Genomic DNA, 18,350 nt, shown 5'->3' with positions numbered 1-18,350 from the left:
GCACGCAAAGAATGATGATCTCCTGCTCGAAGTGTCGGCCTTTGAACAGGTCAGTCTTGCTTGGACAATTACGCATGCTGGGCAAAGACCGTCATTTTAGCCCAGCCACAAGTTTGCACCACAACCGTCGTCACCGGCCATCGGTTCATGATCGTGATCATGCTGTGCCGCGGCCGACGGCGGCGGGCAGCAGGACATCGTTGCGGAAGCGAAGCCTTGAAGCGGCACCGCCAGCAACGTCATCCAGACGATCAGTACTTTCAGGATGGCTTTCACGCGGCGATTCTAGCATATGCGGAAATATCGGAAACCCTGCTGTTCGGTATGTTGCGAAGCCGTATCGTGCCCATATGTCATTTTTGCATGTGATAGATTAATTTACATGCGCCTTCTAGTCCGAACCCTCATGCTCTGGTTACTGATCGTGTCGCTGCCCGTGCAGGGCATTGCTGCGACGATCAAACTGCCATGCACGATGGCGCATGCGTCAATCGCAGGCGCGGGTGCAGAGTCCATGGATGACTGCGCCGATCCTGGCGTGATGATGTCGATGGCCCAGCCGAAGGCACAGGAACATGCCGGCGCCAATGTCGCTCATCAGGATATGCCCTGCGATCAGGGCGGGCACCAGGAGCATTCGTCCTGCAGGGCCTGTAGTGCGTGCTGGGTAGGAGCATCTGCGCCCCCGCCGTTTGCATTGACCATCCTCCCGGAAGAGCACTTCGCAAACGATACCCTCCCTCCAGGCTCCTCCTTCACGGGATGGATCCCGTCCCGCATAGAACGGCCTCCGCGCGTGTGACCTTCTAGCCTGGCCGACACGATCACGTTCCTGGCGATGCTTAAGGTGCATTGCGTGTGCACGGCCGAGCGCCAACGCCGTCGGCCCATGCTTGTCAGCCTATTTCTCACTGTGCTCCAAGACGCAGGCATTTGCTTGCTCCGTCTTCGTGTTACGCAATGCACTTCGCCTACTGGGTCGATCAGCTGTCATGTGATTCACATCTAGGGAAAACTTTATGCAGCAAAACGTTTTTAGGGGGGGCGCCGTCAACCGGTGGCGGCGGCGAATCCTGCAGGGGGCAGGTGCCGCTGCTGCGTTGGCAGGCCTGGCACCGGCCAGGCTGATGGCTGCTGGACAAATGCAGCAGCCGATATTGCGCGGCACGGAATTTGATCTGGAGATTGCGCCTGCCCCGGTCAATTTTACAGGGACGCCGCAGGTGGCCACGGCGGTCAATGGCCAGGTGCCGGCGCCGATCCTGTACTGGCGTGAGGGCGATACGATCACCCTGCGTGTGACGAACCGGCTTCCGGTGACGAGTTCGATTCACTGGCACGGCATCCTGCTTCCGGCGGAGATGGACGGTGTGCCGGGAATCAGCTTCGGCGGCATCCTGCCGGGCCAGACCTTCACCTACCGCTTCGAGGTCAAGCAGAGCGGAACCTACTGGTACCACAGCCATTCCGAGTTCCAGGAGCAAAGCGGCTTGTACGGTCCGATCGTGATCGAGCCAAAGGGCGGCGAGCGGGTCAAGGCTGACCGCGACTACGTGGTCATGCTGACTGATTGGGTCGATGGCGACCCGGCCAAGGTCTTCGCCAAGCTGAAGAAGATGAGCGACTTCTTCAACATGAACCAGCCAACCGTTGGCCAGTTCCTGAGCGACGTCGGGCAGAACGGGCTGTCCGCCGCACTCGAGAAACGAAAGATGTGGAACCAGATGCGCATGCTGCCGACCGACTTCAGCGATGTCACCGCCAGCCGCAACCTGGGCGTGAGACTGGCCTACCTGATCAATGGCGCGCCGGCCGACAAGAACTGGACTGCACTGTTCCGACCCGGGGAGAAGGTCAAGCTGCGCTTCATCAACGGAGCGGCGACGACCATTTTCGACGTGCGTATCCCCGGCCTGAAGATGACGGTCGTCTCGGCGGATGGACAGGACGTCGAGCCGGTGGCGGTCGACGAGTTCAGGATTTCCGTGGCCGAGACCTACGACGTGCTGGTCGAACCGCTTGATGACCGTGCCTACACCATCTTCGCACAGTCGATCGGGCGCTCAGGCTTCGTCCGTGCGACGCTGGCGCCACGCATGGGCATGTCGGCGCCGGTGCCGGAGATGGATGCGCCCCAGTGGCTGGCCATGCAGGACATGATGGGCGCGATGGCGATGCCGAGCATGGGTGGCATGCACCACGGCGCAGCCGTGCCGGCCCAGGGAACGCAAGGGAAAGCGCCGCACGACATGCACTCGATGGAAGGCATGCACGATATGCAGGGCATGTCCCATGGAGGGATGCCGATGGGGCAGATGCAGCATGGCGGCCATTCGATGCAAATGGCTCAGGGCACGCCCCCCAAGGTCACGCACGCGCGCACCGAGTATGGCCCGGGCGTCGACATGCACGTCGACATGCCGCGCACCAATCTCGATGACCCCGGCGTCAACCTGCGCGCCAACGGCCGACGGGTGCTGACCTATGCCGATCTCCGCACCATCGGCGGGCCGATCGACGACCGGCAGCCCACCCGCGAGATCGAATTGCACCTGACCGGCAACATGGAACGGTTCATGTGGTCCTTCGACGGCCAGAAGTTCTCGGAGTCCAAGCCGGTCCACTTCAGGAAGGGCGAGCGGCTCCGCATCGTACTGGTCAACGACACCATGATGAACCACCCGATCCACCTGCACGGCATGTGGAGCGAGCTCGAGTCGCCGAACGGCGATTTCCAGGTCCGCAAGCATACGATCAACGTGCAGCCGGCCCAGCGTATCACCTACCGCGTGACGGCCGACGCCCCAGGCCACTGGGCATATCACTGCCACCTGCTGTACCACATGGAAGCAGGCATGTTCAGGGAGGTAGTCGTCTCATGAGAACCGCAATGTCGAAAACAGATGCAGCCGTCGCGCTGCTGGTCCTTGGCATGTCGGCGGGGACTGCGGTATCTGCCCAGGTAACCGAACAGGCAAAGCAAGGCGAGACAGGCCAGGCACCCAGCACGAGCCACTCCGGATCGATGGAAGGGATGGACCATTCGCAGATGGGCCAACCAAAGACGGACCAGTCAAAAAAGGGCCAGTCGACGATGGACCACTCGCAGATGGATCATTCACAGATGGACCATTCGCAGATGAATCACGCGAACGGGGAGCAGATGCGGGCTCCCGAATCGTCGCCGAAACAGGGCAAGGCAGGCCAAGGCAATGGCATGGCAGGCATGGACCAGGGCATGAAGATGGGGCCGATGCAGGGTGGCAGTCCGCCTCCCGATGCCCGCGACCCGAATGCCTATGCCGAGGGTACGACCTTCGCCGACCTGCCCGGTAACGAAATGAACGACGAAATGCGGTTCGGCCGCATCCTTCTCGATAACTTCGAATATGCCAAGGGTGATGGCGAACATGGGCAGAACCTCGATGGCGAGGCCTGGTACGGGAACGACTACAACAAGGCATGGTTCAAGGCAGAAGGCGAGCGGCGCGACGGACATTTGCAGAGCCTGCGCACGGAAGCCTTGTGGGACCACACCTTCGCAACGTTCTGGAGTACGCAGCTCGGCGTGCGCCACGACACCGGCGGGGGCGATTCACGCAACTGGCTGGCCTTCGGTGTGCGCGGCTTGGCGCCTTATTGGTTCGACACGGAAGCGACTGCCTACTGGACCGGCGGCAGGCTTGGCGCGCGCTTCAAGGTGCGCTACGAACTGCTGTTCACCCAACGCCTGATCCTCGAGCCCGAAGTCGAGGGCAACCTGTACAGCGGATCCGATCCGGCCAGGGGCCTGGGCAGCGGCCTGTCCGACCTCGGCCTGAGCCTGCGCCTGCGCTACGAAATCCGGCGCCAGTTCGCCCCGTATATCGGCGTGACCTGGGCACACAACTACGGTGGCACGGCCGACTATGCGCGCGCGAGGGGCGAGCGCAACAAGAGCACGCAGATCGTGGCCGGAGTGCGCATCTGGTACTGACAACTATGCGGGGCGGCCATGACCCGCTTTGCGATTTCCAAAACGGACGTCCTGAAGAGGTATTCACAACCATTCAAGGAGAACATCATGCAACACCAGTATCAATCCTGTATCGAAGCTTGCAACGCCTGCGCCGACGCATGCGACATGTGCTCGACGGCCTGCCTGCAGGAAGACGACGTCAAGATGATGGCGCGCTGCATTGCACTTGACATGGACTGCGCCCAAATCTGCCGACTGGCTGCCGCCTTCATGGCCAGGGGCAGTGAATTTACGGCAGCACTCTGCCAGGTCTGCGCTCAGGTGTGCCAGGCATGCGGTGACGAGTGCGCCAAGCATCAGGCGCAGCACTGCAAGGATTGCGCCGCCGCCTGCCGGCGCTGTGCGGAAGAGTGCCGCCGGATGGTGGCTGCTGCTGTGGTTTGATAATTCGTTGGCAAGGCATCGGCGCCGGCCCAATGTCGTCCCGGCGCCGCTTTATATCGGTCAATTCAAAAGGAGAAACCAATGGACGAATCGCACGCGCCTCGTCAAGAGCATGCAATGGCAACAATGAAATACACGACATTCGCTCAAATGATCCTGGTCGGGACCATCATCATGTTTGGGCTGATGTATCTGAACACCTATTCGGTCGATCACATCTTTTTCAGTGAAACGAGGGCTTTCATGGCACTCATCATGGGCGCCACCATGGCTATCGTGATGCTCGCGTTCATGTGGAAGATGTATCCGAACAAAGGAGCCAACATAGGTATTCTTGTGGGAAGCCTCGTGGTATTCGTCGTATCGCTCTGGTTGGTGCGAAGCCAGGCGACGGTCGGTGATGTGGCATATATGAAGGCCATGATTCCCCACCACTCCATCGCCATCCTGACGAGCGAACGCGCGAACATTACCGACCCGAGGGTTCGCAAACTGGCCGACGGGATCATTGCTGCACAAAAAAAGGAGATCGGTGAAATGAAGGAGTACATCCGCGATCTGGAAACGAAAAAATGAGGGTACGAACCAATCACCGGCTATGCGATCTACTGACCGTTGGCTGAACGATTAGCACGGCCTTCAATGAACCTCGACCATGGAGGCAATATGAGCAACCAAACTATGACCTCAGCGCGCAGATGTACGAAAGTCGGGAGCCCGATGCGTAACGCACTGCTTGCCGCAGTGGTCGGCGCAGCGACACTGCAGCCCGCGCTGGCGGACGCACCGGGCAGTGGAGCAACCGCTGCGTATGAGAAGGATTACCTGGTGTTCGTCATCGACCACCATTTCTCGGCATTGCGGATAACGGAACTGGCGGCCGGTACCGATCGCACGCGCGACGCCGCCATCCAGAACCCGGACGAAGGAACGTCGCCGACCCCAGGTTACGGGGCGACGCCGGCAAAAGCCACCGACGAGCGCATCCGTTCACTGGCGCGCCAGGACAACCGCGTGCAGCGGGAGGAAATCACCAAGGCGCAGCGATTCCTGCGTGACTGGTACGGCATCCAGCACAACCCTGTCCTGATGCCGGAAGGGCGCCAGATGATCCAGTTGCTCGAGAATACGCCGGCCGGGGCGCAATTCGATCGCACGTTCCTGCGCACCTTCAGCAACCACCACTTCACGATCCTCGCGCCCAGTGTCCACTGCCAGGTACAGAACGACCTCGATCACCAAGGCTTGCGGCGCTATTGCGAGAACATCGTGGTCACGCAGAAGAACCAGATCAACGACATGCGTGAGATGCTGTGCATGCGCTTCAACGAATGCGGTTTCGCACCGAGTGGCCGGAGGCAGGAACAGGACTAGCTGCGCCCCTTCAGTGTTCGCCGTGCCCGGTGGGCTTGCGGACCTGCAGCTCCACGTCGGGCTTGGTCTTGGCTGGCATCAGGCTGCGGCCGGCGTCGTCGCTGCGCGCCGGGTCGGGCAAGTGTCCGGTCCATTCGTAGGCGACCGTCCCGGCGGGGTGCTTGTACCAGCCCGGATCGGTGTAGTCGCCGCGCTTCTGGTCCTTGCGCACCTTCAGCACGGTGAACATGCCGCCCATCTCGACGCCGCCGAACGGACCATCGCCGGTCATCATCGGCAGGGTGTTTTCCGGGATTGGCATTTCCATGCCGCCCATCGATCCTCCCTTTTCGCCCATGACCATATAGTCCGGCACGATCTTGGTGATCTTCTCGGCGATGCCGCGATGGTCGACCCCGATCAGGTTCGGGACATCGTGGCCCATCGCGTTCATCGTGTGATGCGATTTATGGCAGTGGAAGGCCCAGTCGCCCAGGTCCGTGGCGATGAATTCGATGGCGCGCATCTGGCCGACCGCGACGTCGGTCGTCACCTCCGGCCAACGCGACCCTGGCGGAGTCCAGCCGCCGTCGGTTCCCGTCACCTCGAACTCGTGGCCGTGGAGGTGGATCGGATGGTTCGTCATCGTCAGGTTGCCGACGCGGATGCGCACGCGGTCACCCTGGCGCACAGGCATGGTGTCGATGCCCGGGAATACCCGGCTGTTGAAGGTCCACAGGTTGAAGTCGGTCATCTCGTTTACCCTTGGCGTATAGCTGCCCGGCTCGATGTCGTAGGCGCTGAGCAGGAACACGAAGTCGCGGTCGACGGCAAACTTCGCGATGTCCTTCGGATGGGTCACCCAGAAGCCCATCATGCCCATCGCCATCTGGGTCATCTCGTCGGCGTGCGGGTGGTACATGAAGGTGCCGGGGCGCCTCGCCACGAACTCGTAGACGAAGGTTTTACCCGGCGCAATACCCGGCTGGGTCAGACCGGTCACGCCATCCATGCCGTTCGGCAGGCGCTGGCCGTGCCAGTGGACGCTGGTATGCTCGGGGAGTTTGTTGGTCACGAAAATGCGTACCCGGTCGCCTTCGACGACTTCGATGGTCGGTCCCGGGGACTGGCCGTTGTAGCCCCACAGGTTGACCTTCATGCCAGGCGCGAACTCGCGCAGGACTGGTTCGGCCACCAGGTGGAACTCCTTCACACCATTGTTCATGCGCCAGGGCAGGGACCAGCCGTTCAGGGTCACGACCGGGTTGAACGGGCGCCCGGTGGCCGGCGGCGGCGGTACATGGGTTTTCGCATTGTTCATGACCATCGCTTCGGGCAGCGATGCCGCGCCCACCCGACTGACTGCGGCAGTGCTCACGGCGACGGCGCCGGCGCCTTTGAAGAAATCTCGACGGGAAATCATTGTGCTGTCCTTGATTCAAAGTTGCCGCCGGCAGTCATGGCGGACTGAAGATTGGTGTCGGCGATCCAGAAGTCGCGCTGCGCGGCGATCGAGGCATTGACGCTGGCAAGCTGTTCTCGGGATTCGGCCAGCAGCTCGAAGGTACTGGCGAGCATGCCGTTATATCGAAGCAGTACCTCATCGGCGATCTGCTTGCGCACGGGAACGACCTCGTCGCGGTAGTGACGGGCGATGTCGTAGGCGGTGCGATAGGTGGCATAGGCCTGGCGCACCTCGGATCGTGCCTTCACGGCGACGTCGCCGGTGCGGTGGACTGCCTGCATGTACGACGCCTGCGCACGTGCCACGCGCGCGCCGCCCCAGTCGAACAGCGGCAGCTCCAGTGAAACCTCATAGCCGTTCTCGCGCGGCATGCCGGTCGTGCTCTTGTTGACGTAACCCGCATCGAAGACATTGATAAATCCGGTCGCACGGGTCAACCCGAGCGCCTTGGCCGTCGCCTCCGCATCCTGGCGCGCGATGAGGACGTCGAGCCGCTGCGACAGCGCATCGGCTTCGGCATTCGCTACCTCCCGTGCCTGGACGGGGAGATCGGGAAGCCGGTCCGGCAGGGTGAACTTGAGGGAAGGGCCCCACAGGCCCAGCAAGCGGACCAGCTCCTCGCGCGTCGTCGTGGCCTGCAGGCGGGCCTGCGCCTGCTGCGTCACCGCGTCCTGGTAATAGGCCCGCTCGCGTGCCGCGTCCAGCGCGCTCCAGTTCCCCGCAGCGCGCATGCGCGCGCCCAGCTCGGCGGCCGCTTCGGCCGATCCGCGCACCTTGTCCGCGAAGGACGATGCCTGGGCCGCGGCGACGGCGGAGTAATACGCCTTGCGCGTGTCGGCAGCCAGCGTCACGGCCTGCATGGCGGCCTGCAGCTTGGTCTGTTCGAAGCGGCGGCGCTCGATGCCGGTGCGTGCCGGCAGGGTCAGGAGGGCAGCAAGGTTGAAGGACAGGCCACGGTCGATTTCGGTCTCGCCGCCACCGCGGATCCGGCCGAAGCTCAGGCCTGGGTTGGGCAGCCGGCCGGCCTGGACGAAGTCCGCTTCGGCGATCGCCAGTTCGGCCAGCGTCGCCTGCAGTGCCTGGTTGTTGAGCAGGGCGATGCGCACCGCGGCATCAGCGTTGAGAGGCTTCGACAGCAGGGCGGCCACTTCGGCCTTCGCGTCCTGGTCCCGCTTGATGGGCGCCGGTTGGCCAATGCGCTCCTGCGTCAACCGGGCGACGTCATTGACACCGCCATCCTGGGAAAAGCTCGCGCAGCCCGAGAGCAAGGCGGCAGCGGCCGCCACTGCGAGCCGGCGCAGGCCTGGTCGTACCGGTGCGTTCATTGGTGCTCTCCATGGTGTTCGTGCTTGCCGTGCATCGGCTCCGGCTTGGCGGTCTTTTCGGAGGCGCTGGCAGTGGGCTGTCCGCTCGGTGTCGAGGCTTCGCCCTCCTCGCCGAGGACCGCGCGGTTCGCGCGAACCCAGACTTTGTCAGGCGACTGCGGCGCTTCCTTCGCCGTGACGTAATCGGCGAAGACGGATTGGTACTGCAAAGGCGTGACAGGTGCATTCGCGTCGGCTGCGGGCGGCATCGGCCGGTCCGTTTGCGCCGAAGCGAGCAGCGGCACGCCAGCTGCGAGCAGCAGCAGGTGTGAGAATTTCATGTCTTTGTTTCGTGTGATTGGGAGCCGGACAGCCGGCCCGAATGCGCGCCGTGAGCGCGCCCGAAAATCAAACGAACAGATCTCGGGGCGGCCGTTCGAGGGCCGAAGGGACGAAGGACGTCATCGCGGCCTCCGGATTCGCATGGTGCGAGGAGGCCAGCGGCGGTGTGTGGAAACTTGGCGTCAGACCTGGAGGCGCCGCGCTACCGACGCAGCAAGCTGCGCAAGCGGCGCACTTAGCATGCGGCGATGCTGCGGTCTTCGAGTCGTGCTTGCTGCAGTGGTCGCCCACACTTTGCTCAGCGGCTTGATGATGCTGGTGGGCAGTCGTGACGACTGTTTCATGCACGATCTTTTCAGTTTTTCCGATAGCCATCGCAGCGCTGCCCTGGACGGACAACACCGTGATCGAAAGCCAAAGGAGAAAGCGGAAGAGCGAGCGCATGATTCCACCATAGTACCGCAAACCAAGAACGTGCATCAAGGCACTGGTTTCCTGGTGTTTTTTCCCGATGAGGTAATCCGATTTGGGACTGGTCAGGATGCGCCCAACGGGGTTCTGGTGCAAATTTTGGATGAGGGAGCGCAGACTGAGCCGAATGCCCCGTGAGTTCAAGCAGCTAGGACAGCTGCCCAGATTTCGGGCGGAGTTTGCCCCTGAGTTGCCAGCGCACGCAAGTCAAACTGGCCTTTGCGAATACGATGCATAAGCTCAACGCCTTGAATTGTCGTGGCAGCGGACGCGAAGCTCTTCACGATGAAGCACGAAGAACCAAGACCCACCGGCGCCATGAGGCTCGCGGCTTTTACGATCCCCTAGTCTTGGATTTGCTTTGCAATTTCTTCGGCAGCTTTGGTCACCACGGCCACCACCACGGCTTTCAGAATGGATTCCCACATAATATTTCTCCTAAGTAAGGTCAATGCATCAATGCACCAGAAGGGCAGCGCCGCCGAGTAGGCTGCGCTTGAACCGAACTATAGGCGGCAGTGCATGGTTGCGCAAATTAGTGCGATTGTTATGCGATTTTCGCAAACGGGCCGGCGTTTACTTCGTTTTCTTGACGGCATATCATGCATGCACAACCGAACCATGGAGTGAACATGCAAAACCCGATCAAGGCTGCCCGCAAACGTAAGGACATCCGCTCGAATGATGCCCTCGCCGGAATTCTGATGGATACGTATCCCGGCGTATTCACAATTGATAACCCGCGTACGCTGAGCAAGATGATCGGTGCCTTGGACCGTGGCGACCCGACTTGGTGGCTGAACCGGCCCGATGAGACGCAGCATCTGGTCGAGTACCTCGAGTTGGACATCAACGATCTGAATCTCGAGAAAAAGACGGGGCGGCATACCTTCGCGCCGCCCATGTTCCCGGATTTTCCTGCGCTAGCGCTGCAGCGCGAAGCTACCTGGGTCATCGGCGAGGCAAAAAAAATGGAGAATAATGCCCCAGTCGGGCCTAGCCGCTATTATTCGAAACCCACCTTGGATTTCTGGTTGACCCCTGGCGCCTTGGGTGTGGGACCAAGTCAGACCCAATGGCTTTATGTGCCCGACCATATCGAATTCGATTTGCTGACCCGTAAGCTGGACGCCGTCAGTCATCACCACGTCGTCTTCGAAGCTACGCTGGACGGCGTGTTGGATAAGCATCTGGACTACCTGCACCACCAGAAGCCGCTGGTGGTCGTCCTCCGTGACGATGCGACGGGTGAGGCGTTGCAGTTGGTGATGCAGCATCGTCAAGGTGCACCGTTGCTGATCATTTCACCTTGGCCGATGCCCTCCCTGCCGGAGGCGAACGCCAGCGTACAAGGCAGGGGAGCGAAGTTAGTAAAGCGGCTCGAACTCGAAAGCTGGGTGTGGACACTGTTACCGAACTGGCGCGAACTCCTGCTGACGTGGGTGGAACAGCGTCTGAATAAGGCGGGCACAGAAACCTCATTTAGTAGCGCAGGCGCCCAGCAACTGTTGAATAAGTTTGATCCCAGCGGTCAATGGTTTACGCAAGTCGAGGACGTTCTCGTGCTGGCGCAGGCCGTGTCCGAGCAGGGCGAGCGCAAATTGGCCGCGGCGGTCGGCCGAGGTACCGACTTGTCCGCCTTACTGAATCTGCTCTTCAACCGCAAGGAAGCCGACCTGAGTCTCACGGAACGCTTGGTCCAAGCACGTTGGACGAGTTGGCATCTGCCTTGGAGCGGCGAACTCAGCCAAGATGATTGGGCGACGCTGGCGAACGGCGTCTGTCAATTTGACGTTCTGCTCGCGCACTTTATTACGCGAACCGGCAGCGCTTACGATTTCAAGCGCCCTGTCGTGATCCGTCTTCTTTTGCGCAACTACCTCACGCGTCAGTTGATTGAGGGTAAGGTCGGGGCTTGGATGCCGGCGTGTTTCGACGAGCAGCGACGACCGTTCTTGGATGCCGCCTTCGACGCACTGTCCATCTCAGAGCTCGAAGGTGTGGCCGTTCACTTGGGCACGCTGTTGGCCGATCCGGCCTACCTGGGGGCGGGGGAAGCCTTGTTTGCTGCCGTGGGCCGTCGCCTGGTACGAGGAGAAACCATGGGCAATACTCTGCCCAGGCTGCTAGGCCCGGTGGTGTCGCGCTTGCGTCGCGAACAGGATGTGCTGATCCCTTATTCGCGCGCGCTGCACACGCCCGCCTCGCAGGTGGAGTGGATTGCGATCTGTTGGGCATGGAGTCTGCGCACAGAACCCTGTGACGGGGTGACGTCGAGCTGGCAGTTCCCAAGCTGGTTTGAGACGCTGCCGGACACCGTTCCAAATTGGCTGAACAGCTATGGGGCGTCGTACTCGTCCTATAGTTGGGACCGTCTGCCCTTGCCACTGCATGATTTTTTGCGCATCGTGCGGCACTGGCTAACGATGCTCGAGACGGCGCCGCAATACGACAAGATGGCGCCGGTGTTCGTCGCCGGCTTGCTCGCACAAGCCGCCAACAAGGCGTGGGTAGCACAGCCAGATTGGTGGTACGCGGTGATCGGCAACCCAGGTGCCGAGCAAGCGCTGTTGGATGTGGTGGTGTCGGACCGAGCGCGCACGAATCACGAGATCGCGCTGGCCTGGTGGCCGTCCTTGGTGGCTTACCGTCATCGTCAGTTCGACCAGTCGTCTTCGCAATCGTCGCAGTTTGGGGCAGGTTTGTTTACGCGGCATTCTGCCGACTATCACTATTCGCCGCTGCTCGCGTGGGTGATGGAACAACTCGAGCAGGACGCCGAACGCGCCTTAAGCGAACTGGCCAATGAGGACTTGGTGTTCCTGGCGCGTCATCCCGGCTTGTTGTCAACGCCCTTCAAGCGCCAACTGTTGACGTCTGTGCCAACCATGCAGGGTTTGAGCTTGTTTCCGTTTGAGATTGCGGGCTTCCTCTTCGCCTACGGTCCCGACACCAGCTTAGACATGGAAGCCTTGCTCGATCATCCGGACCTGGGAAGGCGGGCAGCAGAATGCCTGTGGAACTGGGCGCCCCGAAAAGCAGCGCTTTTGCTCAGCAGCCAGCATCTGCCGCCCTTGGCCATCAAAAATTTACTGGTGACCAGCCCACCATCTGCCGTCGGCGCTGCACTGGCCGCATTGCGGCAAGACACGCAGTTGCTGACGCAAACTGAGCGATCTGAATGGGCCAAGGACCGTTTACCTGACGCGCGCCAGCATGCGCCGGAACTACTGAAGTTGGTGGTCGTACCCCATTTGACCGCGGTCGTGTAAGCAAGCTGCTGCCGCCATCTGGGCAATCCGCTTTACCGCCTCGTTGCCTTAGACCGCATTGCGCTCACTGGTCGTCGACCAGCGAGCCAATGCGGTCTCGCTAGCTCTCGTGCTTCGACACCTTCTGCTTGGAAGGCATGCTAATTTGCTGCCGCGTCGTCATTCGACGCATCGCCTAGGACTCGTACAATGCGCTAATCGTCTCTGACAGCGCAGAGATCGCGTCGCCGCGCGGTACGGCGCGACGCAAGGTGCCGTCGGTGCTGGCCGCGAAGCCGACGGCAGCCAGTCGCTCGGCCGTCGGCTTCGCAACGCTGGCCGTCAGCGCAAAGGCGAAGAAAACTGTGCTGGGCTCGTGGCGGATCTCGAGGATCAATGGCGCGCCGGCGACTTCGCCGCGCAGCTGAATACATGGTTCTTCGCGGTCGGTGTCGACCGCTTCGTACCTCGCTTCCGTGAAGGGGGCAAAGCTGCCTTCCTGCGTCATCTTGTGGAGGGCGCTGACATGCAAGTGATACGTGTAGAGCTCGGCGTGCTCGCCGCTCATCCTCTGCTTGCGCAACAGGTAGACATGGTTTTCGTTGTGGAAGCGGATCATACGCATGCCGCAGTAGCGGATCATCTGCGGGTAGCGAATGAAAGGCTCACGCCAGTCGCCAGTCGGTGGCGTGGTTCGGACGATGTCTTCCAACTGCGGTGTGACCGCAGCATCGGGATCGATTCGGTCCAGCAAGACCTGAAACATGGCGCGTCGTTTCGCATCATCACCGTCATCATCGCCATTGCCGCGTAACAGGCGCTTCCAACTGGTGTCGCGGCCGGTCGATTCGCCAAAGCTCCAGTTGCTGTCTGCCTTGAGTAAGTAATCGCCAATCGACAGCAGGGCGCGTTCGAACACCTGGTCTGGGAAGTCGCGCAATCCTGCGTCCGTGAACAGCGCCAGCGCACGCACGTAGTACTCATCGAAACGCCGGCGCAGCGCCTCGTCTTGTGGCGGCGTCCAGTCGATGCCGGAAGGGCTCTTCCAAGCCTCACGTATGCCTGCAAATTTCAGCAGGAAGCCGATTTGCCCCTGGAAGTAACCATGCTGCTCAGCGCGCTCAACACGCCCGCGCCAGGCTGTTTCATCGCGCAGGATCAGCGCTGCTTTGAGTCGTTCCTCATCCACCTGCAAGCCAATGAAGCCTTGCACGTCCAGTGGTCCGGATGCGAAGTGGTCGAGGATGGCTGATGCGTGCGGCAGCAGGCGCTGCATCGTGGCCAGGCTCAGACGGAAGGTGCTGACGTTGTCGAGGGCACTGTTGCGCGCCAGGTTGGCGATAATGCGCAGCCAGTCGCGGAACTGGTGGCGCGCCGGTTCGCGGCCAAAGTGAACGATGAAGGCAGCGTAGGCGTGGAATTGCACCAAGCGGGTATAGGTCCAGCGCTGGCCACCACGCAAGATGGCGTCAAAGGCGGCGCGCTCGTCAAAATACGGCGAGTCGCCGAGCACGGCGCGCATGCCCGTGTCAGCGCCGGACCAGGCATCGAGTACCGCGATCAAGGTCTCGACAAAGGCTTGATCGACGCAGCCAGCGTCCTGGTAACGACGGAACGACAGCGGCGTGGCGGCGTCGTGCAATTCCGAGAGTAGTTTTTCGATGTCCGGGCTGCGCGGATCACGGGTCACAATCACCACCACGTGTATCAGGCGCATGAAGCTTTGGTCGAGCAGTTCGGGCTTGGCCTTGAGCGCATGCCAGAACAAGTCGGTCCAGGCACCGTCGATGCGGTGGCTGACGTATTCCTTGAGCGTGGCCGGTCGCTCGCGCACGCTGTAGGTGCGTGCGCTCGACATGGTCGCCAAATGCGCCTCGAACTGTGCCTTAAAATGTTCGAACGGCGTGAGCGGCTTACCGCGCGCATTCATCTTGATATATAGGTCGTCTGCCAGCGCAAAGCGGTCGAGATCGAGCAAGTGCAGGGTGATGTAAGGGCGCTCGGCGTGCGCTAGGCGCGCGTACATGCCGTGCGCACCGTAGAAGCGCCGGTGAATAGCGTTCAGCATGGCCAGCGCAGCTTGAATGGTCGGGTCGGCGTTCCAGGCTTCGAAGAACCAGTTCTGGTCACGCACCAGTGTCGCGGGCAGCGTGTCTGCACGTGGCATCAACGCCGGAACCCAGCCGCTCAGCGCATCGAAGAACTCGCGGCTACTCGGTCGGATCGCGTAGCCGAAACGGCTGCTGTCACCCTCGCGTATAAAGCTGGCGAAGTCGGTGTACTCGCCATCGTGCCAGGCCAAGTACCAGTGGAGCAAAAACAGGGTCGTCAGGCGTTGCTGGCCGTCCAGCGGTGCGAAACAGGCCGAGTCCTCGCGACGACCGTACACGAAGTCGAGATTCAGCGGCAGGGCCGGATCGCCAGGCTCACGCGCGAGGGCGGTGTGCAAGGCGTGCAGGAACTCGTCGCGCACCTCGTGGGCGCTATCGCGCCCCTGCGCATAGTCGCGTTGGATCACGGGAATGCGCACGCGTTGATAGCGCGTAATCAGTTCACGAAAACTGAGTTCGGTGGTCGGCACCGGCGACGTGGCGTTCATTGTGCGGCTCCCATATTTCCGCCGAGTAGCGCGGTCAGGCTGTCGACGATGGCCTTGAAATAATCCTTGCGGTCATCTGGTGACCAGCCGCTGAGGTGGTCAATGCGCGTGCTATAGCACTTCAGGAAGACGTTCCTGGTGCACAGCGGGACGAAGACGCCACCGCGGTCGCGCGCAATAATCTTGCTGCGCTTGATCGGAAACATCGCGTTACCATAGCCACGGTTTGTCGCAGCGTCGAGCAAGGTGAGGTTACCCAGCTTATTGTCGTCGGCCAATTCGCCTTCTCCATCGTAATCCTTGCGCACCTGCTGATACAAATCCAAGAAAGCATTCGAGAACGCCGGTCCGGGCGCCGTCGCGCCGTCCCCCAACTGCAGCAGCAATGCGGCCGCTTTGCGCCGCGTGTCGTCGTTGACGCCCATAGCATCAAGGTAACGCACGAGGTCGTCTAGCCAGTCACGCCGTTCGCGGCTGCTAGCCGGCACTGCGCTGGCCAAAGCACGGATATGCTCGATGTCCCACTGCTCTTTCCTGAAGTGGGCGAACGGGAAGCGCATGGTGGCCTTCTCGTTTTCGAGCAGGGCAGCGATGTTAAAGAGCAGCAGGACCGAACGGATGCTGGCATGCTGCGAGGGGGTGTCGTAATCGAGTTTGCCTAGCCTGACACGTAAGCTTTCCTCGAGGCCGGCGGCCGGATCACCCGCAGCCGGTAGACGTTGTAGAAGGCGGTCGCGGATGCGCCGCTTGAGGGCCTGCCGAAACGCGCTGCGTGTCAGCGCCGCCGCCTCCTTGCGAATCGCGACCATATCGCCGTCATCATTGATCAAGTAACCGACCAAGTGATACAAGGTGCGATCGCGGAACCATTCATGCAGACGCATAAAGTAATGCTTCACGGTCAGCCATTCGCTTTGCACACTGGTGCCCGGCGCTTCTAAACGGCGGCGCCAGTAGTGAAACGTCGCATGGTGTTCAGGCGTGACCGTGGTAAGCCCCCCATGCTCACGCGCGATCAGTTCGAAGATGTACTCGATGCGACTGGCATAGCGATGCTCGCCACCGTAGAGGAAGTACCAAACATCGTCATCCTGCAGGGTCTTTTCGATCTCGTCCCATTCTTGGGCGATGGCACTGCGTTCCGCCCAGGTACCGTTCGCGGCGAAATTCCCTTCACGCAGGAACAGCGCGCGAATCAGCTCGGCATCGTTGAGTGCGATCTTGCCGACGTTGAGGCGGGTAAAAGCTTGTATGGGATCCTCATCGGGTGCCAGTTCATACCAGATCACCTTGACGCTCTTACCGGTGCTGCCATCGTTGAGTAGGCAGTCGGCGAAGCGCGCCCGTTCGACCGCATCACATCCGGCGAACCAGGCCTTGATGGTGTCCGACGCCTGGTGCATGTAATAAAAGTCGATGTTTTTGCGCACATCATCCGCGTGGAATTTCTCGAGAAATTCCTCGCTCGCCCGACGCGTCTCGTAGGACATACGAAAGCGTCGTTGACCGCGCTGCGTCACGAGGTCGTCGAGGTGGCGCAGGATCAAGAAGAGGGTGGTCAGACGTTGCTGGCCATCGACGACATCCCAGATGTGGTCAGCGTAGGCACGTACGACGATGGGTTGCAGGCAGTAGAACGACGGCGCGTCACCGTCGTCTGGCTCCTGCAGAAATTCGCGGATATCGTCCAACAGTTCGGTGACTTGGTCCCGGGTCCAGCGGTAGCCGCGCTGGTAAGAGGGCACCCGGAAATCTTTGTCGAGTAGGGACGCAATGGCGGCTAAGCGGATCGTGGATGCGGTGGCGGCGGGCTCGGTCATAGTTATTGCATTTTAAACACAAGCCGTTGCAAAGGGAAACGGTGGCGGCCGTCGCAATGAAATCCTTCTTCGTCTATCCACGATATTTCTACTGACACGTCGGCTCACTGGGGCAAAGCCTGACAGCACGATGAGCGCCGAGGTGCCAACGGTCGCATACAAGGAACACACTAGACATCAGCGGTGTTGACGCGCATCCAAAGGCGTCATTCTGGAACGCGATACGCTCGGTTTCCGCAGGACAAGTTCGATGCGGAACTGTTCGGCTGCTCAACACCGTCGCACGCTGACGCTTCAAGGCAAACGAACTGGCAGATCGAGCTATCTCTACCACGTGTATTCATCACGATTATCCAGCAGAAAGCAAGCATGTCGGCGATCCACGACCTCATCGAGCGGCTTCAGAACCACCGGATTCTTCGCCTGTCATTTCCTCACGCCGACGGGCCAGCGGCGCAGCTGCTCCCGAACAGGCTGCACGCGACAGAAGCACTGTCGCGCGACTTTGAATATACCGTCGAACTGCTCTCAGATAACGCCACACTGTCGCTGAAGGACGTGTTGGGTAAGCTGATGTGCGTTGAGCTGGTCCGTGCAGATGGCAGCTTGCGCTATTTCAGTGGCTACGTCTTTGGTTTCCGGTTCCTCCGGACTGACGGCGGGATGGCCCTCTACGAAGCCGAGTTGGCGCCATGGCTGGCCTACCTGAAGCTGCGCAAAGATAACTACCTGTTCCATCACAAGACGCTGCGCGAACAGACGGAGAGCATCTTCGCCGACTATGGCGCGCTGCCCATGTGGGATTGTCGCATCACCGGCGACAACGCCGTGATGACCGACGCTTGCCAGTTTGACGAAAGCGACCACAATTACCTTCACCGGCGCTGGGAAGCCGTGGGCTGGAGCTATTGGTATGAGCACAGCGCGAACGGCCATACGCTGGTGCTGAGCGACGACACCACGGTGAGCGACGCTATCGACGGCGATACGCTGGTACCGTTTCAGCGCCATGGTGGTGCGGTCGAGGAAGACGGCATCGCTGACTGGTCGCCCACGCGGCATATCGTCGCCAGCGAGGTGGCGCTCAGTAGCTTCGATTTCAAACGGCCGCGCCCCACGCATCTGAATCTACCGACCCTGAATCAACAGGGTGAGGTGGCACTGACCTGATCGGAATCTTGTAGCCATCTGGATAGTTAGTCTTCATGAATCGCCACCTGAATCGCCACCATTTTCCTAGATACTCTGCAGCCGTAAAAAATGCCGCTTTTCAAACTCGACTGGCGACAGCCGTTTATTGAAGCTGTGGCGCCGCTTCGGATTGTAGAACATCTCGATGTAGT

At 60.8% G+C, this 18,350-nt stretch carries 15 protein-coding genes and 2 pseudogenes; 8 read left to right on the top strand and 9 right to left on the bottom strand.

Features of this window, described 5'->3' with window-relative positions:
• Positions 1-76, bottom strand: a pseudogene (locus ACI1V7_RS28390) (IS6 family transposase); the annotation flags it as partial.
• Positions 77-96: 20 nt separating this feature from the next.
• Positions 97-276, bottom strand: coding sequence for a hypothetical protein (locus ACI1V7_RS27825; RefSeq protein WP_404535857.1), 180 nt, complete (start codon positions 274-276; stop codon positions 97-99).
• Between the two features lie 743 nt (positions 277-1,019).
• On the opposite strand from ACI1V7_RS27825, the gene ACI1V7_RS27820 reads away from it, so the two are divergent.
• The 5 genes from ACI1V7_RS27820 to ACI1V7_RS27800 all read left to right on the top strand — a co-directional run bounded on the left by ACI1V7_RS27820 (position 1,020) and on the right by ACI1V7_RS27800 (position 5,776).
• A complete protein-coding gene (locus ACI1V7_RS27820) occupies positions 1,020-2,882 on the top strand; it encodes a copper resistance system multicopper oxidase (protein WP_404535855.1) in 1,863 nt (620 codons plus the stop codon).
• Positions 2,883-2,890: 8 nt separating this feature from the next.
• Complete coding sequence (locus ACI1V7_RS27815; protein ID WP_404535852.1) at positions 2,891-3,976, top strand: copper resistance protein B; 1,086 nt, start codon at positions 2,891-2,893, stop codon at positions 3,974-3,976.
• Positions 3,977-4,063: 87 nt separating this feature from the next.
• Complete coding sequence (locus ACI1V7_RS27810; protein WP_404535849.1) at positions 4,064-4,402, top strand: four-helix bundle copper-binding protein; 339 nt, start codon at positions 4,064-4,066, stop codon at positions 4,400-4,402.
• Between the two features lie 81 nt (positions 4,403-4,483).
• Entirely contained in the window at positions 4,484-4,978 is a 495-nt protein-coding gene (locus ACI1V7_RS27805; RefSeq protein ID WP_404535847.1) for a DUF305 domain-containing protein, read from the top strand.
• 144 nt (positions 4,979-5,122) lie between these two features.
• Positions 5,123-5,776 (top strand): DUF305 domain-containing protein, encoded by a 654-nt coding sequence (locus ACI1V7_RS27800; RefSeq protein ID WP_404535845.1) that lies wholly within the window; start codon positions 5,123-5,125, stop codon positions 5,774-5,776.
• A 10-nt stretch (positions 5,777-5,786) separates the two neighbouring features.
• On the opposite strand, the gene ACI1V7_RS27795 is transcribed toward ACI1V7_RS27800, so the two are convergent.
• Genes ACI1V7_RS27795 through ACI1V7_RS27785 form a run of 3 tightly spaced genes read right to left on the bottom strand, consistent with a single transcriptional unit; the run spans position 5,787 to position 8,865 of the window.
• The gene (locus ACI1V7_RS27795; RefSeq protein WP_404535843.1) at positions 5,787-7,178 is read right to left on the bottom strand and encodes a multicopper oxidase domain-containing protein; all 1,392 of its coding nucleotides are present in this window, start codon (positions 7,176-7,178) and stop codon (positions 5,787-5,789) included.
• A complete protein-coding gene (locus tag ACI1V7_RS27790) occupies positions 7,175-8,545 on the bottom strand; it encodes a TolC family protein (RefSeq protein WP_404535841.1) in 1,371 nt (456 codons plus the stop codon). The genes ACI1V7_RS27795 and ACI1V7_RS27790 overlap by 4 nt, the downstream gene beginning before the upstream one ends.
• On the bottom strand, positions 8,542-8,865 hold the full coding sequence (locus ACI1V7_RS27785; RefSeq protein WP_404535838.1) for a hypothetical protein: 324 nt from the start codon (positions 8,863-8,865) through the stop codon (positions 8,542-8,544). Before ACI1V7_RS27785 ends, ACI1V7_RS27790 begins: the two co-directional genes overlap by 4 nt.
• Before the next feature lie 343 nt (positions 8,866-9,208).
• Here ACI1V7_RS27785 and ACI1V7_RS27780 point away from each other — a divergent pair, with 343 nt between their 5' ends.
• Complete coding sequence (locus ACI1V7_RS27780; RefSeq protein WP_404535835.1) at positions 9,209-9,475, top strand: hypothetical protein; 267 nt, start codon at positions 9,209-9,211, stop codon at positions 9,473-9,475.
• A gap of 2 nt (positions 9,476-9,477) precedes the next feature.
• Here ACI1V7_RS27780 and ACI1V7_RS27775 read toward each other — a convergent pair.
• Positions 9,478-9,621: pseudogene (locus tag ACI1V7_RS27775) on the bottom strand (IS6 family transposase); the annotation flags it as partial.
• A 348-nt stretch (positions 9,622-9,969) separates the two neighbouring features.
• Here ACI1V7_RS27775 and ACI1V7_RS27770 point away from each other — a divergent pair.
• Complete coding sequence (locus ACI1V7_RS27770) at positions 9,970-12,609, top strand: hypothetical protein (RefSeq protein WP_404535833.1); 2,640 nt, start codon at positions 9,970-9,972, stop codon at positions 12,607-12,609.
• A gap of 175 nt (positions 12,610-12,784) precedes the next feature.
• Here the strand turns inward: ACI1V7_RS27770 and ACI1V7_RS27765 are convergent, their stop codons facing one another.
• Together ACI1V7_RS27765 and ACI1V7_RS27760 are read right to left on the bottom strand one after the other, a co-directional pair.
• Complete coding sequence (locus tag ACI1V7_RS27765; RefSeq protein ID WP_404535831.1) at positions 12,785-15,187, bottom strand: DUF262 domain-containing protein; 2,403 nt, start codon at positions 15,185-15,187, stop codon at positions 12,785-12,787.
• Positions 15,184-17,007, bottom strand: coding sequence for a DUF262 domain-containing protein (locus ACI1V7_RS27760; protein ID WP_404535829.1), 1,824 nt, complete (start codon positions 17,005-17,007; stop codon positions 15,184-15,186). The genes ACI1V7_RS27765 and ACI1V7_RS27760 overlap by 4 nt, the downstream gene beginning before the upstream one ends.
• A gap of 186 nt (positions 17,008-17,193) precedes the next feature.
• On the opposite strand from ACI1V7_RS27760, the gene ACI1V7_RS27755 reads away from it, so the two are divergent.
• Positions 17,194-18,177 (top strand): type VI secretion system Vgr family protein, encoded by a 984-nt coding sequence (locus tag ACI1V7_RS27755; RefSeq protein WP_404535827.1) that lies wholly within the window; start codon positions 17,194-17,196, stop codon positions 18,175-18,177.
• A 66-nt stretch (positions 18,178-18,243) separates the two neighbouring features.
• Here ACI1V7_RS27755 and ACI1V7_RS27750 read toward each other — a convergent pair.
• A partial coding sequence (locus tag ACI1V7_RS27750; protein WP_404535859.1) for an IS3 family transposase occupies positions 18,244-18,350 on the bottom strand: 107 nt, incomplete at its 5' end.

The organism is Massilia paldalensis (assembly GCF_044901715.1).
In the GTDB taxonomy this organism is placed as follows: Bacteria; Pseudomonadota; Gammaproteobacteria; order Burkholderiales; family Burkholderiaceae_D; genus Telluria; species Telluria paldalensis.
The sequence above is the reverse complement of the archived record's forward strand: the minus strand, read 5'-3'. Positions and strand labels throughout refer to the sequence as shown.

Bases quoted from the DNA above. Each gene is read 5' to 3' on its own strand.
- ACI1V7_RS27820 (WP_404535855.1), top strand. From the start codon at position 1,020: ATGCAGCAAAACGTTTTTAGGGGGGGCGCCGTCAACCGGTGGCGGCGG.
- ACI1V7_RS27815 (WP_404535852.1), top strand. From the start codon at position 2,891: ATGTCGAAAACAGATGCAGCCGTCGCGCTGCTGGTCCTTGGCATGTCG.
- ACI1V7_RS27810 (WP_404535849.1), top strand. From the start codon at position 4,064: ATGCAACACCAGTATCAATCCTGTATCGAAGCTTGCAACGCCTGCGCC.
- ACI1V7_RS27805 (WP_404535847.1), top strand. From the start codon at position 4,484: ATGGACGAATCGCACGCGCCTCGTCAAGAGCATGCAATGGCAACAATG.
- ACI1V7_RS27800 (WP_404535845.1), top strand. From the start codon at position 5,123: ATGCGTAACGCACTGCTTGCCGCAGTGGTCGGCGCAGCGACACTGCAG.
- ACI1V7_RS27795 (WP_404535843.1), bottom strand. From the start codon at position 7,178: ATGATTTCCCGTCGAGATTTCTTCAAAGGCGCCGGCGCCGTCGCCGTG.
- ACI1V7_RS27790 (WP_404535841.1), bottom strand. From the start codon at position 8,545: ATGAACGCACCGGTACGACCAGGCCTGCGCCGGCTCGCAGTGGCGGCC.
- ACI1V7_RS27785 (WP_404535838.1), bottom strand. From the start codon at position 8,865: ATGAAATTCTCACACCTGCTGCTGCTCGCAGCTGGCGTGCCGCTGCTC.
- ACI1V7_RS27780 (WP_404535835.1), top strand. From the start codon at position 9,209: ATGCACGATCTTTTCAGTTTTTCCGATAGCCATCGCAGCGCTGCCCTG.
- ACI1V7_RS27770 (WP_404535833.1), top strand. From the start codon at position 9,970: ATGCAAAACCCGATCAAGGCTGCCCGCAAACGTAAGGACATCCGCTCG.
- ACI1V7_RS27765 (WP_404535831.1), bottom strand. From the start codon at position 15,187: ATGAACGCCACGTCGCCGGTGCCGACCACCGAACTCAGTTTTCGTGAA.
- ACI1V7_RS27760 (WP_404535829.1), bottom strand. From the start codon at position 17,007: ATGACCGAGCCCGCCGCCACCGCATCCACGATCCGCTTAGCCGCCATT.